Source organism: Zoogloea sp., assembly GCF_023150065.1.
Lineage (GTDB): Bacteria > Pseudomonadota > Gammaproteobacteria > Burkholderiales > Rhodocyclaceae > Zoogloea.
The window spans coordinates 21313-38338 of record NZ_JAKLLN010000025.1 but is presented as its reverse complement, the minus strand read 5'-3'; the positions used below and the strand labels follow the sequence as shown (position 1 = coordinate 38338).

Sequence of the window (17026 nt, the reverse complement as noted above, 5' to 3'; positions counted from 1 at the left end):
TGGTGGTTGCTCTTGAGGTCGGCCCCGTTAGCGCGGGGCCTTTTCATTTATCCGGCGCGCCGGAGGTAACTCTTTCCCTGGCTCGATGTCGGCCAGCTCTGGATGAAGCGGGCGTCCTGCTCGCTCAGCGTTTCACCCCGTGCCTGTGCGGCCTTCAGGCTTTCCCATTCCGCAAAGTTCTCGGCAGCCGCCCGTTCGGAGCGCGGCTTCACAGCGGGCATGTTGATCACCGGTGCCCTGGGCTTTGGCACGGCCGGCATCACCTGCCCGCCAATCACCATCTGGGTGGCGCTGGCCGGCTGCGCCTCGTGGGCTCGGGCGGCCTGGCCCGCGGCGGCAAGGCCCGGTGTGGTGTGGGCGGGGCCCCGGGCGGGCATGGCCACCAGCTTTCCGGCCGCCTCGGCACGGCTTCGCAGCACTTCGCCCACGATCTCCTTCGCGCCGGCCTTGCGAGCTGTCTTGCGAAGGTCGGCCTTGTCGTCGCGGGTGGTACGGCGCTGGATCGCCTTGGCCGCTGCCGCAATCTCCGCGGGCGAAATCCCCGTCTTCTCCGGGCACATCGCCACCGCCACAAACTGGCCGTCCTCGTCAAACACAAAGGCCCGGCCTGCGTCGGCAACGTCCTGGCGTACCTGGAAGCGAGACCCCACCGCATAGGCCCCCAGTTCGGCGGCGATGAACCAGCCGCTGTCGATCCGGATGCCCTTCTTCTGCAGGCTGAAGTAGCCGCCTGTGTTGCGGCCCGCCAGGGGCGCCAGCAGCACGTCAAGCGCCCGCTCGTCTTCGATGCGCGCCAACGGCTCCGCCCAGCTCGCCATCCGGTCAAACGGCGTCACATCGTTCAAGCCGCGGTGCGGGTTGTGGGCATACACGTTGTCGCACCAGTCGTCGCAGAAGTCCTGGAAGGCCTCTGCGGTCATGCTCACCGGCAGCACGCCGTCTTTCTGGAAGAGCCGTTCGCTGAATGCCGCCCGGGCCTCCAGTTCCTTCCGCTCTGCCACGTTGTGGCCGATGTAGCCCGGCAGCAGCTCTACCAGGTCATGGTTAAAGGTGCGGAACAGCCGCTCGATGTGCGGCTTCTGCCACCCCGAAAACGGCTGGCACAGCTCAATCTCCGTTCCGATCGCATCGAAGAACAGGTCTAGGTAGCTGGCGCAGTAGTCCGACCCGTTGTCGTGCTTCGCCCGCTCCGGCCGGCCCCAGTCCAGGATGGCCCGGCGCACCAGCGACCCGATGGCGGTGGCCTTGCTGGTCTTCGCCACCAGCAGCCGCGCCCGGCGCGACCAAACGTCGATCGTGCCCAGCACGTGGTAACGGGCCGTGCCATTTGCCGCGCCCGGTTCCATCAACAGCAGGTCGCCCGGCGTCGAATCCATCTCCCAGCGGTAGTTCGGCCGCACCGCGTCCTCCGACGCGTTACCGAACGCCAGCATCTGTTCGTTCTTCCACTTGTCCGGGTTCTTCAGCGCCATGTAGGCGCTGGCGTGTTCCTTCTGGAAACCATCCCGAAACCGTTTGATCGCAGAGCGCTCCGGGCTGGCCAGCTTGCCCGCCTCGCGTGCCTGCTTGAGCGTCCAGCTCACCGGCGCCAGACGGCTGCCAAAGCGCGCGGCGATGGCCTGTTCGAGGTGGGTGTCCTTCGCGTGCGGAAACTCCACCAGCACCCCCACCACAAATTCCCGCAGCTCGGGCTGGTCCTCGATCTTCCCGTGGCCCACTAGGTTCTTTCCGTCCTTCTCGTCTAGCAGCGCCATCAAACCTTCCAGGCGAAAGCCATCCACCCAGCGGCGCAGATTGCGGCCCGACAGCTTCTTGATCGCCGCCCGGGTCTCCTCGCTCCGGCCCAGGCCGAGGGTGGTCATGTAGGTTTGCGCAAACGCATCCAGCGCCCGGGTGCCGTGCTTCTGGCTCTGCTGCTTGAGGCCGGCTTCGTAGGCCTGCACAAGCTCAAAGCGCCCCTGCATCCGCGCCACCTGCCTGTCGGTGAGCGTCGGCCACCGGCCCATGATCTCCAGGCCCGCGGTGAAGCGGTTCAGCTTGGCATCCCGCTTCGCCTGCTCCGCCTGGGTCGAAAGCTGCGCGCCCAGCAGCTTGCCGGCGCGGGCGGCGTCCTCGATCGCCTTGCGCGTCTCGTCCATCTCCTCGACAAGTGCGGCCGACGCCTGGTGGGCGGCATGCGTCGTCAGCGCCTCACGGACTTCCCGGGGAAGGTCGGCGAGGGGATAGAGGCGACGCTTGCCGCCACGAACCGCCTCTTCCGAGAAGGGCCAGCTTTCGCGATTCGCACGCTGAGCAGCAGCTTGCTTGCTGATCCCCAGCGCCTCCGCGATCTGAGCCAGCGTTACCGGGCCCATGCCTCACCTCTCTTGCAACGGGCACCGCCTATGCCATTAGAATGGCAATGCAGGCTACCCACTTGCATACCCCTCAACGACATGGATGGACCCTCATGATTCAAGATGATTTGAACGATCAAATTCAAGAGCGGCTGCGCGCATTGCAGGCGGATATTCAGGTTCTGGTCGCCTTCTCCATCGGAGTGATAGAAACCCACCCTGATCGAGAGAAGCTCCGAAAGCAGTTCGCCTTTCACTACGAGACGCTCCACGGGAGGTGGCTCAACAGCGAGATCGCCGAGGACTTTTTGACCGAAGCAGCTGCGATCCGAGACGTTCTCGACTCAAGTTTCGAGCGGACCAGGCCATAAGCGGGTCCAGCCCTTCACCACTGCGGATTGCCATGCCAATCCGCTTTTTCAGGCGAGCGATGCTGCGACGTGGAAGCGTTGCAGCAACCCGAAACGCACGCTTGTGTGCAAGCGCAGCCTTGGCCTCCCAGCCACGCGGAGGGGAAGGTGGGCGGTCACATTGGGCAACCCACTCCCGCATGGTGAAGGGCTTCATCTCACCGTCTGAGATGGGCCGCCCGCTGCAGAACGCCCGTGCAAGCCGCCACGCCTCATACCAAGCCACACGCATGTTTGCGCTGGGCTTCGAGTCGATGAACAGCTTCTGAAGCTCCCAGGCGTCCACATCGAAGAGGGCCGAGCCGGAGTCATCCAGCCAGGTGTAGCAATCCACCGTGACGCGGAGGCGACCATTGATGTACCGAGCGTCAATGCAGGGTCCCGGCTGGTTGTAGGCAACCTCACCGTGATTGCATTCGCCGAAGCCATCCATCGAGAAAACGGGGCTCATTCCATCTCTCCCATCGTGTGTTTCAGTTGCTTGATCCGCTTGCTCGCCTCATCGCGAGCCCGCTCCAAACGCCCGATCTCCGCATCGAGCGCCTCTTTACCCACCAGCACCTTGCAGCCCCGCAAGTCAGCCACCCATGCAGTGATGTCGTGGGTCTCCACGGCCACCTCAAAGGCCGGCAGGTATTCCAGGGGAAAGCGCCAGCCATCGCGGCTCTCGGCCGTCCAGGCATCCAGCTGGTGCTTGGTGATTTCCTGCCCCGTCAGCTCGCTCATGCGCGCCGCAACGTCGAAGCGGGAAAGGGGGGAAGCCTTCAGCAAGTCCGACAGCAGGTGCCGCAGGGGCAGGCCCACCGCCAGCGCGCCCGGCTTAGGGTCGCGCGGCGCCGGCACCTCAAAGAGGTCCAGCGTCAGGGAGTCGTGAGCGCGGCGCATGGTGTCTATGCCCGGGCCAATTCATTGCCATTGCGTTGGCAAGCATCGGCGGTACACTTCCGGGTAGCAGCAGACGCAATCGCACCCCGAAGCCCACGCGGCTTCTTGGTTCCGTCCGGGTGGTAACGGCTCGGCCAGATCTCCTGAACGGGCACGCCAAGGGCGTCGGCGATGCGCTTCTCGTTGAGCGGAAAACTCCGCTCAAAGGTGTGGGAGAGGGAGGACGAACCCTTGATGCCGTGGTGTGCAGCCAGGGCGCGCAGGGTCCAGCCTTTCTTCTCCAGGGCCGCCTTGATGTCGGCCGGGTGCCAGTCCTCGGGACTGGCTTTTTTGGGGGTGTTGTGTGCCATCTCTCGCTTTCTGTGGTGGTTACGCGATGAATGCCATTACACGCCCAATTTGAAGTGAAGTCAACGGCGTTGACCTCGTTTTGTGAGCTTTACGCTTTAAACTTGGCGTCTCTTCTGTGAAAAAGACAAAAAATCCTTTAGAAACAATGCAAAAAGAAAGTGTCAACGCGGAAGATAAGTTGACGCTTTCTGTTGACGCTTTCGTGGGCAAAGCGTCAACGAGTCATTCTTCGGAGATTGGGGGGCGCCTGAAGGCTGCGAGGGCACATCTGGGCCTCAAGCAAGATGTGCTTGCCGCACAATCTGGCGTCTCTTACAGCGTCTATCAGAAGTACGAGATGGGGCGAAGCGTTCCAGGTGGGGATGCTATTGCTGGCTTCATCCACACAGGTATCAACGCCAACTGGTTGCTCACCGGCGAAGGCCCGATGCTGCTCAAGGATCTTCAGCCCAGGTCGCAACCCATGAAGATCAACATCGGCGCCCTGGCCGCCACGCTCGACGGCGCAACGCGCGGCCTGCCGCCAGGCACCAGCCCCCGGAACATCGCGGAATTCGCAGTGAAGATGTATATCGACGCCCTTGAAAAAGGGCTGATTACGCCGGACGGCATAGGAGAAGGGAGCGGCGAGAAGTCCGCGTAGCGTTTCTCGCCGCACAACCGTGGCAAGCGTCACGGTTACAGGCCTGGCCTATGAACCAGGTCATATTCTGTGTCTGGGGCCTGCATGCACCATGCCGCCCCATGCCCCCAGACAACTACGCGTGGCTCGCGACAATCGCCCTGCTCGCGGCCCGCAACCCCACAATCACCGCACATCCAGATAACGACTCAGGCCAGGGCGGCCCCGTCGTCATTCAGGTCACCGCCGTAGCGGGCCTCCTCGAGCACCAGCCCCAGGCCGCGAACGAACCCGTGCTGTTTCTACTCGTCCTGTGCCAAAACGCGCGCGGAACTTCTCGAACCCTGACCGTAATCGCCATTTCGTGCCAAATCGCTGCGGGATCTTCCGAAGCCCTGAAACCCAGTCCCGGCGCGGCCTCGCGGGCTCCCCTGGCCACCGTTCTCCTGTGCCAAATCGATCACCCCCCCACAGAAAGCCGTTCCGTAGCGTCAGGAAAGTGCTTTTCCATCGGTAGTTAAGGCGCTCAAAGCCCGGTGGGTTTGCCAGAGACCGTGTCCACATACCTGGCGCGAACAGCGCCAATGAATTCGACCCCACAGCCCCTCCAGTCAGCCTCGTCGCTTCCGGAGCGGTACTCCTTTGCCCGAACCCCTCAGATCGGTGCCAGCGAGACCATGCGCGATGCCCGCAGGCTGCGCAGCATGGCGGTCATGTCATTGGCGCTGATGGGGCGGCTGCACAGGTAGCCCTGGTAGGCGTCGCAGCGCCAGCGACGCAGGAGGGCGAGCTGGGCTTCGGTTTCGACGCCTTCGGCGATCACCTCCAGTCGCAGGGTGTGGGCCATGGCGACGATGGTCTGGGCGATGGCTGCATCGTCGGCTTCAGTGACGATGTCCTTGATGAAGGAGCGGTCGATCTTGAGCCGGTCGATGGGGAAGCGCTTGAGATTGGCCAGGCTCGAATAGCCGGTGCCGAAGTCGTCCACCGACAGCTGCAGGCCGAGCTTCTTGCATTCGGCGAGGACGTTGCGGGTGTGTTCCGGATTGCGCATCACCAGGCTTTCGGTGAGCTCCAGGTCGAGGTAGGCGGGGGGCAGGCTGGCGTTGGCGAGGGCCGACTTGATGGTGTCGAGCAGGCCGGCGTCGTCGAACTGGCGGGCCGACAGGTTGACCCCGACGGGAACCCGGCAGATGCCTTCGCGCAGCCATTCCTGGATCTGCCGGCAGGCTTCCTGGAGCACCCAGGCGCCGATGGGCACGATGAGGCCGCATTCTTCGGCGATGGGGATGAATTTGTCCGGGGGGATCATGCTGCCGTCGGTCTGGCGCCAGCGGATCAGCGCTTCCATGCCGATCAGCTCGCCGGAGAGGGTGTCTACCTGGGGCTGGTAGAAGAGCTCCAGCTGATTCTCGTCGAGGGCGTGGCGCAGGCGGCTTTCCAGCTCGAGCCGTTCGGAGTAGCGCGCCGACAGGCCATGGTCGAAGAACTGGAAGTTGTTGCGGCCGCGCTCCTTGGCCAGGTACATGGCGGCGTCGGCGTTCTTGATCAGGGCTTCCCCGTCCATGCCGTCGGTGGGGTAGAGGGCGATGCCGATGCTCGGGGTGACGGTGACCTGCTGGCTGCACAGCTCGAAGGGGCGCGCCAGGCTGGCGAGGATGCGTTCGGCTACATCTTCGGGCATCGAGCCTTCCTGCAGGTCGTCCAGCACCACCACGAACTCGTCACCGCCGGTGCGTGCCACCATGTCACCGTCCCGCACGCAGGCCCGCAGGCGCTGGGCCACCGACAGCAGCAGCTGATCGCCGGCCTGGTGGCCGAGGGTGTCGTTCACATACTTGAAGCGGTCCAGGTCGGTGAATAGCACGGCCACGCCCCGATGGCGGTCGCGGGCGGCGCCGATGGCTTCGGCCAGGTGCTGGTTGAGCAGAGTGCGGTTGGGCAGGGAGGTGAGGTTGTCGTAGTGGGCGAGGTGGCGGATGCGGCTTTCGGCGGCCTGGCGCTGGGTGATGTCGGCGATGATGCCCAGGTAGCCGCGGATCTGGCGCTGGCCGTCGCGGACCACCGAGATGGCGATGTTGGCCGGGAAGGTGCTGCCGTCGCGGCGGCGCAGGGTGATCTCGCGGGGCTCGAGGTAGCCACCGCTGGTTTCCTCGGCCAGGGCGGCAAAGCCGTTGGCCTTGTGGGCGAGGGTCCAGCGGGCGATGTCTTCGGCGGTGTGGAAGACCAGGGGGGTTTCGCTGCCGATGAGGTCGCCGGCCTGATGTCCGAAGAGGCGTTCGGCGGCGGGGTTGAGGACGCGGATGATGCCGGCGGAGTCGGTGTAGACGATGGCGTACTCGGCACAGTCGAGGATGGCGCGCTGTAGCGAGGTGGTCTCCCGCAGCAGGGTTTCGGCCTTGGCGTGCTTGTCGACCTCCGTTTCCAGGAGCCGGTTGGTCTCGCCGAGGGCCTTCACGTACTGGCCGAGGGCGTCGTTGGCGTCGGCCAGGGCCAGGGTCTTCTCGCGCACCTGGTGGCGGATGGCATCGGCGCGGGTTTGCAGCACGTACAAAACGAAGGCCGCCAGGATGCCGACGGAGAGGCCGGCAAACAGGCGCCCGCCGGCGTCCTGCCCGGGCATCAGGGAGTAGCTCAGGCCGGAGGGGGCGGTGAGCATCAGCCAGCGGCGATCGGCGATGGTGACGCCGTCGGCGTAGGACATTTCGCCGATGCGGAAGTCCGGGCTGACATAGAGGATCTGGGCGTCGTCGGTGCCGTCGAGCAGCTCGAGCTCGAAGTGCAGATTGGCGTCGCGGCTTATGGTGGGTTGGAGGGACTGCTCGATGAGCTGTTCCACCGGGATCTCGAAGAAGACGAGCTGGCGATGGGGCCCGCTGGGCCGATCAGGGCGTACCACGGGGAGGGTCACGAGGACGGCCCGGGCCTTGCTGCTGGTACCCGGCGAGAGCGGATAGGGCGGGCTGGTGGCGGGTTCGCCGCTGACGGTGGCACTGGCGATGCTGTTGTGGATGTGGGCCAGACTGCCGGGGTCAGGCATGCGGTTGCCCGGGAAAAGCTTGCCGGGGGTGCCGGCTTCGGGGGCCTGCCCGGTGCCAACGCTGACAGCGACCGTGGGGGTGTTGCCGTCCAGCCGTATCAGCCCGGCGCGCAGCACTTCCGGGTGGAGGCGCAGCAGGGGGGCGGAGAGATGGGGGAAGGCCTGGGCGCCGTCGCCGGGCAGCAGGGAGATCTGGCGTTGCAGGGCGTCGCCGTGGCCGAGGAGGTGGACGATGCGTTCCTGCAGGCGTGCGATCTGTTGCTGGGCTGTCAGCTGGAATTGGGTGCGCGTGGCCGCCCGCTGTTTTTCAACGGTGGAGTGATAGTTCTCGAGCGTCAGCGCCGCCGCAACGACGAAGACGAGCATGGCCAGCCCGAAGCGGCGGAAGAAATCGACAACCGGATGAGGTGTCGGGCTGAGGGGCATCACGTCTCCTGTTGGGCCTGGCACCGGGGTAAGCGGCATGGTGTGCCTTTGTTCGGGCCAACTCTTAACGGATGTCGGACGGCGTTCTTGAGTGCGGGGGGCGCCGGCCTAGTCGCCGAAGATGATGCGCAGGCGCTCGGCCTCGCGCTCCGCGCCGCCGGCCTCGTCGGCGTTGTCGGCAAAACGCTGGGCGATCAGCCGGAACTCTCCCTGCAGGCTCAGGAAGGCGTCGAGGATGTCCGGGTCGAAATGCGTGCCGCGACTGTCCTGCAGGATGGTGACGGCCTCGTCGTGGGGCAGGGCGGGCTTGTACACCCGCTGGCTGATCAGGGCGTCGTAGACATCGGCAACGGCCATCAGGCGGGCGGACAGGGGGATGCGGTCGCCGGCGAGGCCGAGGGGGTAGCCGCTGCCGTCCCATTTTTCCTGGTGGGAGTAGGCGATTTCCTTGGCGAAGCGCAGGAAGCTGGCCGAGATGCCGAACAGGGCTTCGGCCTTGGCGATGGCGTCGCGGCCAAGGGTGGTGTGGGTCTTCATGATCTCGAACTCGGCGGCGGTGAGCTTGCCGGGCTTGAGGAGGATGCGGTCGGGGATGCCGACCTTGCCGATGTCGTGCAGGGGTGCCGACTTGTACATCAGCTCGATGTTGCCGTCGCTGAGCTCGGCGCTGAAGCGGGGGTGGTGCTGCAGGTGTCGGGCCAGGGTGCGCAGATACATCTGGGTGCGCCGGATGTGGTTGCCGGTCTCGTTGTCGCGGGTTTCGGCCAGGGAGGCCATGGCCACGATGGTGGCGTCCTGGATCAGGCCGAGCTCGCGGGTGCGGCGCACCACTTCGTTCTCGAGATAGTTGTTGCGGTCGCGCAGGAAGTCGCTGGCGGCCTTGAGGGTCAGGTGGTTGCGGATGCGGGTCAGCACCAGGGGCGGGCTGATGGGCTTGGCGATGTAGTCCACGGCGCCGGCATCGAAGCCCAGCTGCTCGTCTACTTCCTCGTTGCGGATGGTCAGGAAAATCACCGGGATGCTGGCGGTGACCGGGTCGTCCATGAGCTGGCGGCACACCTCGTAGCCGTCCCGGTCGGGCATGCTGATGTCGAGCAGGATGAGGTCGGGCAGGGGTTTGCTGGCGGCCAGGGCGAGGGCGCGCTCGCCGTTGGTGGCGATGCGGGTGCGGAAGCCGGCCCGGTGCAGGCAGTTGACGATGGGCTCGATGGAGTCCGGGGCGTCGTCGACGACGAGAATCAGGGGGTGGAGCGGATCGGCGGGCGGTGGCACGGTGTTCTCCTGGCGCGGTTCAGCTGGCTACGAGGCGGATGCCCCCGGCGCTGTCAGGTCGGGCGCAGGCAGGCCAGCGCATGGTCATAATCATAGTGTTGCAGGGCCTCGGCGATCTCGCCAATTTTTTCGGCGCCGATCCGGGCTGCCAGATCACTGCGGATCTGGCGGAAGTGGAGGGGGGCGGCACCGTCGGAGTTTTCGATGAGCCGGATCAGCTCGGCGATCGATTCGTCCAGGGCGGCATCGTCGAGCTGCCGTTCGGGGGCTGGCAGCGGAGCCGGTGCCGGCAGGGTGGCTTCGAGCATGCGGGCAAGGACGCCCATCTCGTGGGCCAGGGATTGCCGGGCGGGCTCACTGGGGCTGCCCTTGCGCAGGGCCATCTCGAGGCTGCTGGCGGCTTCCTGGATGGCGCCGGCACCCAGGTTCGCGGCGGCGCCGCGCACGCTGTGGGCGATGCGCTCGGCGTCGGTGGGCAGGCCGGCGGCCAGGGCTTCGGCGATGCGTTCGGCGCAGTCGGCCTGGGAGCTGGCAAAGCGCTGGAGCAGGGACAGGTAGGTGGCCGGGTCGTCGCCCACCCGGCGCAGGGCGGCCTTGACGTTGAGGCCCGGCAGGTCGGGGAGGCCGTCGGTCGCCGCCGTGCCGTCCGCCCCGGCCGCTGTGACCGGGCTCGCGGGGGGCGTGCCACCGTGCTGGACGTGCTGGAGGATGGCCTGGACCAGCCTTTCCACCACGATGGGTTTGGCCACGTGGTCGTTCATGCCGGCGTCGATGCAGCGCTGGCGTTCTTCGGCCATGGCGTGGGCGGTCATGGCGATGATGGGCAGGTGGGCGAGGCGCGGGTCGGAGCGGATGCGCCGGGTGGCTTCGAGGCCGTCCATCTCGGGCATCTGGAGGTCCATCAGTACCACGTCGAAGGCGTCGGGGCCGGCGGCGATCAGGGTTTCGAGGGCGCTGCGGCCGTTGTCGGCAATGCTGACGGTAGCGCCGATGCGTTCCAGCAGGCCGCGGGCGATCTGCTGGTTGATGTCGTTGTCTTCGGCCACCAGGATGCGCAGGCCGGCCAGATCCTGCCCGGTTGGTGAGGCCACGGGCTGGGGGGCGGCGTCGAGGCCGAAGGTGCCGATGATGGCGTCGAGCAGGGTGGAGGCGGTGGCGGGCTTGTGCAGAAAGCCGTCGGCGCCGGCTTCAATGGCCTCGCCAGCCGTGCTGGCCTCGCCGTAGGCGGTGAGCAGGATGACCGCCGGCGGAGAGGCCAGGCTGCGGTCCTGCTTGATGCGCCGGGTGGCTTCGATGCCGTTCTGGTCGGGCATGCGCAGGTCCATCAGGACCAGCCCGAAGCGGTCGCCGCCATCGGCGCGGCGCACTGCGACCAGGGCTTCGGCGGCCGAGGAGACGGCCTCCGAGCGGAAAGGGAAGGTGCGCAGCAGGCCGAGCAGAACCTCCCGGGCCACGGGGTGGTCGTCGACGACCAGCACGCGCAGGCCGTCGAGCATGCCGGGCAGGGCCTTGGGGGGGCGCCCCTGGGCCAGCCCGAAAGTGGTGGTGAAACCGAAGCGGCTACCAGCACCCGGGGTGCTGGCAACATCCAGCTGGCCGCCCATCAGCTCGACCAGGTGGCGGGAGATGGACAGGCCCAGGCCGGTACCGCCAAAACGCCGGGTCATGGAGTCGTCGGCCTGGGAGAAGGCTTCGAAGAGCCGGCCGATCTGCTCCTCGCTCATGCCGATGCCGGTGTCCACCACGTCGAAGCGCAGGCTGGCCTGCTGCCCTTCCCGGTGCTCGCAGCGCACTTGGAGCTGGACTTCGCCGCCGGGGGTGAACTTGACCGCGTTGCCGAGCAGGTTGGTAAGGATCTGGCCGAGGCGCAGAGGGTCGCCGAGAAGGTCCTGGGGGACGTCGGGGGCGACCTGGAGAATCAGCTCGAGCCCCTTTTCCTGGGCTTTCTGGGCCACGTAGGTGATGACGCTGTCGAGCACCTGGTCGAGGGCGAAGGCAGTCTGTTCGAGGCGGAGCTTGCCGGCTTCGATCTTGGAGAAATCGAGGACGTCGTTGATGACGTTGAGGAGGGTGCTGCCGGCAGCGTGGATCTTGGTGACGTAGTCGCGCTGGCGGGTCTGCAGGTCGGTGTCCAGGCACAGGCTGGAGAGGCCGATGATGGCGTTCATCGGGGTGCGGATCTCGTGGCTCATGTTGGCCAGGAAGCGGGCCTTGGATTCGGCGGCCTCCTCGGCCAGCTGCTTGGCTTCGCGCAGGGTCTCCACGGCCCGGCGGTACAGGGCGAGGTCTTCCAGGGCCCAGATGCAGTGGGTGATCTCGCCGTCGCCTTCGATCAGACCGCTCACCGAGATGCCGACCCATAGCAGCTCGCCGCTGCGCAGGCGCAGCTGGCATTCGCGCCGCCATACACCCTGGCTCTTGAGGGACTGCCATTGCTCGGCCAGAAACTCGAGGGGCAGCCCGGCACCGTCCATCAGGTCGGGATGGGTGCCCGCCAGCTGATCGGCGCTGAAGCCGGCCACCTGGCAGAAACGCGGGTTGGCGTACTGGATGGCGCCGCCCGGGGTGGTGATGAGGAGCATCGACGGGCTCTGCTCGACGGCCAGGGAGAGCTTGCGCAGCTCCCGCTCGGCGAGCTTGCGGGCGGTGATGTCGTAGCTCCAGCTGATCAGGGCCGGGCTGCCGCCCACCTCGATGCGCTCCATGGTCATCAGGGTCCAGAAGGAGCGGCCGCCGATGTTCCGGAATTCGGTCTCCTGGTCGCGCACGGGCAGGCCGTTCTTGAGTCGGGCAATGGCCTTCTCGCCAGCGGACGGGTCGCGGAACCAGGTGGTGACGGAGCGCGACATGAAGGTATCCATGTCGGTGTCGGCGAGGACCAGGGCGCGGGTGTTGGCAAACAGCGGCGTGCCGTCGGGGCGGTTGATGACCACCGCGATGGGGCTCGATTCGAGCATCTGGCGGCTGCGCTCTTCGGCGGCGCGGGCGGCGCGCTCGGCGGCCTTCTGGGCCGAGATGTCGACGATGACGCCAAGCAGGCCGCCGGGCTCTCCGTTGCCGAGGCGGAAGCCGCGGACCCAGTACAGGGTGTCGTGGCTGCGGCCGTCGGAGAAGGGAATGGCGGTTTCCTTGTGGGAGGTACAGGCCTCGCCGATGATGCGCAGGTCTTCCTCGTGGTAGCCGATGCGGTCGGCGGCGGGCAGGTAGGGCAGATCGAGCACGGTCTTGCCGCGAAGAAAGCCGCGGGTGGTGCCGAAGGCCTGCTCGTAGGCGGTGTTGCAGCCCAGGAAGCGGGCGTCCGGCCCCTTGTAGAAGACCGGGCTGGGCAGGGCGTCGAGGAGCACCTCGATGAACAGCAGCTGGTCGGACAGGGCGGCGCTCTTCTCGGCCAGCTGGCGGGTGCGCTCGTCCACCTTGTCTTCGAGTTCGGCGCGGCTGCGCAGGAGGTCTTCGCTGGCCTGCAGAAGCCGCCCACGCATGTGCTCCTGGGAGGCGCCGAGTTCGGCCAGTTCGCGCCACGGGGCGTCGAGGGGGGCGGGGGCGGAGAGGTCGAGCCGTGCGATGCGCTCGCTGCGCTCCACCAGGGCGGCCAGATTCCGTTCGAGGCGGCCCGCGATGCGCCGCGCGATGGTGATGGCAACGGTGCCTGCGATGAGGGTGAGCAGCAGCAGGACGGGCATCACCTCCTGCAGCCGGGCGGGGATGAAATCGGCCTCCCGGGCAAAGCCGGCCACCCACCAGCGCTGCTCGCCGAGCTGCAGGGGCACGAACTGGACCAGCCAGGTTTCCCCCTCGTTCTGGTAGTCCAATACCGTGCCGCCGACTTGATCGGCATCGCGCCAGCGCGCATAGCCGTGGGTCAGGAAGTCCACATCCACGGCGGCGGCAGGCTGCAGGATGGCGTTGTGCCGGTCGGAGAGATTGGCGAAGCGGGGGTAGCGGGGTACGCCGATGATGTCCCCGTCGGCGCTGAGGACGGCGCCGCCGCCGCGCTCGCCGACGGGGGTCTCGAGGGTCAGGCGGGACAGCTCGGCCAGGCTGATGTCGAAGGCCAGCAGGCGGGGCCGGCCGTCGGTGCCGCGCCAGCCGGCGGAGACGGTGATGCAGCCGTCGCCGCTGACCGGTGTCCGGTAGGGGGCGCTCCAGGCCGGGCCGCCGCTGGCAGTGTCTCGGCCGGGCGGGCTGCGGGTTTCGGCGCGGGGGGCCTCGTCGTTGCGGGAGAGGGTCAGCTGGCGCCCGTCGGCGTTGAGCAGGCGGATCGCGGCGATGCGGCTCTCGTCGCTCAGCAGGGGGGCCATCAGGGCCTTGAAGCCGGGGGCGTCGTCGATGTCCAGGCGGCCGGCCTGACCCCAGGCGCGGGCGGTGCCGAGCTGGATCTCGATGCGCCGGAAGCTGCGCTCCGCCTCCGACTGGATGTGGGCGGTGGCCAGGTCGAGCTGGACCCGGGCCAGGGACTGGGTGGCCGGGGCGACGATGAGAAAGTGCACCGCCGTGCCGAAGGCCAGCAGGCAGGCGATGAAGGTGGCCGAGAGGCTGACCAGCAGGCTGCGGGCGAGGGGCGGTCGGAGGGCGGGGCTGGCCGGGCCGGACATGGGGTGGGGGTCAGTCCGGTGCGGAGAGGCCATCAACGGGGGCGGCCTGGGGCGTTCCGTAGGTCTGGAAGCGGGCGATCACCTCGGCCATCTCGGCATCACTCAGCAGGGTCGGCTGACCCAGCTGACAGGCCCGCCAGTATTGCTCGCAGAGGGTTTCAAACTCGATCGCCAGGGCCAGGCTGCGGCGCAGGTCGGTGCCGAAGACGAGCATTCCGTGATTGGCCAGCAGGCAGGCGTTGCGCCCTTTCAGGGCGACCAGGGCGCCATCGGACAGGGCCTGGGTGCCGAAGGTGGCGTAGGGGGCACAGCGGATGTCGTCGCCGCCGAAGCGGGCGATCATGTAGTGGAAGGCCGGGATGCCCCGCCGCAGACAGGCCAGGGCGGTGGCGAAGGGGGAGTGGGCATGGAGCACGGCGCCCGCTTCCGGGTGGGCGGCGAGGATGTCCCGGTGGATGCGCCATTCGCTGGACGGGGCGTAGGGCCCCTGCCAGCTGCCGTCCATGGCCACCAGGGCCATGTCGTCGTCGGTGCAGTCTTCGTAGCTGCGCCCGCTGGGGGTGATCAGGAAGCCCCGGCTGCAGCGCACGCTGGCGTTGCCGGCGGTGCCGGCGTTGAGTCCGCTGCTGGCCATGGCGCGGGCGGTGGCCAGCAGGCCGGCCCGCAGCACGTTCTCGTTCATCGCAAGTCTCCGGTCGGGAGGGATCAATGCCGGGTGAGGGAGGCGAGGGCATCGGGCTGGACGACACCCGACTCGCAGATTATGCCTGTCACCCATCCGGCCGGCGTGACGTCGAAGGCCGGGTTGCAGACCGGGCTGCTGGCGGGGGCCAGGCGGGTGCGCACGATGCGGCCGTCGTCGGCCAGGCCGGGCAGCAGCCGGAGCTCGTCGGCGTCCCGCTCCTCGATGGGGATGCCCGCACCGTCCGGGCAGGCCGGGTCGATGGTCGAGTGGGGGGCCGCAACGTAGAAGGGCACGTCGTGGGCGCGGGCAGCCAGGGCCTTGAGATAGGTGCCGACCTTGTTGGCGGTGTCGCCGTTGGCGGCGATCCGGTCGGCGCCGACGATGACGCAATCCACCCGCCCGGCGGCCATCAGCCAGCCGGCGGCGTTGTCGGCGATGAGGGTGTGGGGCACGCCGGCCCGGGCCAGCTCCCAGGCGGTGAGCAGGCCCTGGTTGCGGGGCCGGGTTTCACTGACCCACACATGCACGTCGAGGCCGGCGGCGTGGGCCGCATAGATGGGGGCGAGGGCGGTGCCGTGGCCGCAGGTGGCCAGCCAGCCGGCGTTGCAGTGGGTCATCAGTTGCAGGGGGCCGGGTTTGCTGGCCAGGGGGCGCAGCAGGGCCAGGCCGTGCTGGCCGATGGCGGCGTTGTTGGCAGCATCGGCGCTGCGGATGGCTTCGGCCTCGGCCCAGGCCGCGGCACTGCGGGCGGCGGCGGGCAGGGGGCCGAGGGCGGCGTGCATGCGGTCGAGGGCCCAGTGCAGATTGACGGCCGTCGGGCGGGTCTGGCGCAATACCTGGTCGGCGTGCCTGAGCTGGGTGTCCGATGCGTCGTGGCGCAGGGCCAGGGCCATGCCGAAGGCGGCGGCGGCACCGATCAGCGGCGCGCCCCGCACCTGCATGTCGCGGATGGCGGTGGCGGCGCAGGCAAGGCTGTCCAGGCGCAGATAGTGTTCTTCGTAGGGCAGGCGGGTCTGGTCGAGAATGACGACCTGATCGCCATCCCGGCGCAGGGTCGGGCAGATGTCGGACACGGAATTACCTCTTTGGCGTAGCGCCGGATTGTATCGGGCTGTTACTGCCCGGTGCGGGTAATCGAGGCCTTTTGCGTGCTCTCGTCGCGGTGCGAGGGGCGACGCCGGCTGCGGCTGGCCGGCGCAACGGGCTTCTGCCAGAATCCCCGGCCTGTTCCGGAGGCCTTCCCGATGCCGCATCTTCCCTTTCCCCTGGTGTCCCGCCTGCCTGAGGTGGGCACCACCATCTTCACCACCATGTCCCGCCTGGCCCAGGAGTGCGGGGCGATCAACCTGTCCCAGGGCTTTCCCGATTTCAGTGCCGAGGATGTGCTGTTCGAGCGGGTGGCCCACTGGATGCGCAGCGGCCACAACCAGTATGCGCCGATGGCCGGTGTGCCGGCCCTGCGCGGGGCCATCGCGGCCAAGGTGAGGGCCCTGTATGGCGCCGACTACGACCCGGAGCACGAGATCACGGTGACGGCGGGGGCCACCCAGGCCTTGTTCACCGCGGTGGCGGCGCTGGTGCACCCGGGGGACGAGGTGATCGTCTTCGAGCCGGTGTATGACTCCTATGTGCCGGCCATCGAGCTGCAGGGCGGCGTGGTGCGGCGGGCCCGCCTGAGCGCGCCGGATTACCGCCCCGACTGGGCGGCGGTGAAGGCCCTGGTATCGCCGCGGACGCGCATGATCATGATCAACACCCCCCACAACCCGAGCGGCAGCGTGTGGTCCGGGGCGGATCTGCAGGCCCTGGTGGATCTGACCCGGGGGACGGATATCGTGGTGGTGGCGGACGAAGTGTATGAGCACATCGTCTTCGACGGTGCCCGTCACGAGAGCGCTGCCCGTTACCCGGCCCTGGCCGAGCGCAGCGTGATCGTCTCGAGCTTCGGCAAGACTTACCACGTGACCGGCTGGAAGGTGGGCTATGTGCTGGCGCCCCGGGCCCTGATGGCCGAGTTCCGCAAGGTGCATCAGTTCAACGTGTTCACGGTGAATACCCCGGTGCAGCTGGCCCTGGCCGACTATATGGAAGCCCCGGCGCGCTATCTCGATCTGGCCGCCTTCTACCAGGCCAAGCGCGACCGCTTCCGGGCGGGGCTGGCGGGGACCGGATTCGAGCTGCTGCCCTGTGCCGGCACCTATTTCCAGACCGCCCGCTACGGGGCGATCTCGGATGCCCCGGATGTCGAGTTCGTTGACTGGCTGACCCGCACGGTGGGGGTGGCGGCGATTCCCCTGTCGGCCTTCTTTGGCGACGGGCGCGACGAAAAGGTGATCCGCTTCTGCTTTGCCAAGCGCGATGAGACCCTGGAGGCCGCTTTCGAGCGCCTGCAGCGCTTCTGCTAAAC

At 67.5% G+C, this 17026-nt stretch carries 11 protein-coding genes; 3 read left to right on the top strand and 8 right to left on the bottom strand.

Annotated elements, in window-relative coordinates; translation table 11 throughout:
* Positions 1–47: 47 nt before the first annotated feature.
* Positions 48–2354 (bottom strand): transposase family protein, encoded by a 2307-nt coding sequence (locus L6Q67_RS20350; protein WP_296574023.1) that lies wholly within the window; start codon positions 2352–2354, stop codon positions 48–50.
* Positions 2355–2449: 95 nt separating this feature from the next.
* Between L6Q67_RS20350 and L6Q67_RS20345 the strand changes: the two genes are divergently transcribed.
* Positions 2450–2707: a hypothetical protein gene (locus tag L6Q67_RS20345; protein ID WP_296574020.1), complete on the top strand. Its 258-nt coding sequence runs from the start codon at positions 2450–2452 to the stop codon at positions 2705–2707.
* A 486-nt stretch (positions 2708–3193) separates the two neighbouring features.
* Here the strand turns inward: L6Q67_RS20345 and L6Q67_RS20340 are convergent, their stop codons facing one another.
* Together L6Q67_RS20340 and L6Q67_RS20335 are read right to left on the bottom strand one after the other, a co-directional pair.
* Positions 3194–3631 (bottom strand): hypothetical protein, encoded by a 438-nt coding sequence (locus tag L6Q67_RS20340; protein ID WP_296574017.1) that lies wholly within the window; start codon positions 3629–3631, stop codon positions 3194–3196.
* A gap of 5 nt (positions 3632–3636) precedes the next feature.
* Positions 3637–3981, bottom strand: a complete 345-nt coding sequence (locus tag L6Q67_RS20335) for a helix-turn-helix transcriptional regulator (protein WP_296574014.1) — start codon at positions 3979–3981, stop codon at positions 3637–3639.
* Between the two features lie 116 nt (positions 3982–4097).
* Between L6Q67_RS20335 and L6Q67_RS20330 the strand changes: the two genes are divergently transcribed.
* Positions 4098–4625 carry a helix-turn-helix transcriptional regulator gene (locus L6Q67_RS20330; RefSeq protein ID WP_296574011.1) on the top strand — a complete coding sequence of 176 codons (528 nt, stop codon included), beginning with the start codon at positions 4098–4100 and terminating at the stop codon, positions 4623–4625.
* 634 nt (positions 4626–5259) lie between these two features.
* Here L6Q67_RS20330 and L6Q67_RS20325 read toward each other — a convergent pair.
* The 5 genes from L6Q67_RS20325 to mtnA all read right to left on the bottom strand — a co-directional run bounded on the left by L6Q67_RS20325 (position 5260) and on the right by mtnA (position 15692).
* Positions 5260–8070, bottom strand: coding sequence for an EAL domain-containing protein (locus L6Q67_RS20325; protein ID WP_296574008.1), 2811 nt, complete (start codon positions 8068–8070; stop codon positions 5260–5262).
* 108 nt (positions 8071–8178) lie between these two features.
* Positions 8179–9342, bottom strand: a complete 1164-nt coding sequence (locus L6Q67_RS20320) for a two-component system response regulator (RefSeq protein WP_296574005.1) — start codon at positions 9340–9342, stop codon at positions 8179–8181.
* A gap of 53 nt (positions 9343–9395) precedes the next feature.
* Positions 9396–13934 carry a response regulator gene (locus L6Q67_RS20315; RefSeq protein WP_296574002.1) on the bottom strand — a complete coding sequence of 1513 codons (4539 nt, stop codon included), beginning with the start codon at positions 13932–13934 and terminating at the stop codon, positions 9396–9398.
* Positions 13935–13944: 10 nt separating this feature from the next.
* Positions 13945–14616: a class II aldolase/adducin family protein gene (locus L6Q67_RS20310; RefSeq protein WP_296573999.1), complete on the bottom strand. Its 672-nt coding sequence runs from the start codon at positions 14614–14616 to the stop codon at positions 13945–13947.
* A 23-nt stretch (positions 14617–14639) separates the two neighbouring features.
* The gene (gene mtnA / locus L6Q67_RS20305) at positions 14640–15692 is read right to left on the bottom strand and encodes an S-methyl-5-thioribose-1-phosphate isomerase (protein ID WP_296573987.1); all 1053 of its coding nucleotides are present in this window, start codon (positions 15690–15692) and stop codon (positions 14640–14642) included.
* Between the two features lie 171 nt (positions 15693–15863).
* On the opposite strand from mtnA, the gene L6Q67_RS20300 reads away from it, so the two are divergent.
* Positions 15864–17024 carry a pyridoxal phosphate-dependent aminotransferase gene (locus L6Q67_RS20300; RefSeq protein ID WP_296573985.1) on the top strand — a complete coding sequence of 387 codons (1161 nt, stop codon included), beginning with the start codon at positions 15864–15866 and terminating at the stop codon, positions 17022–17024.
* Positions 17025–17026 lie beyond the last annotated feature (2 nt).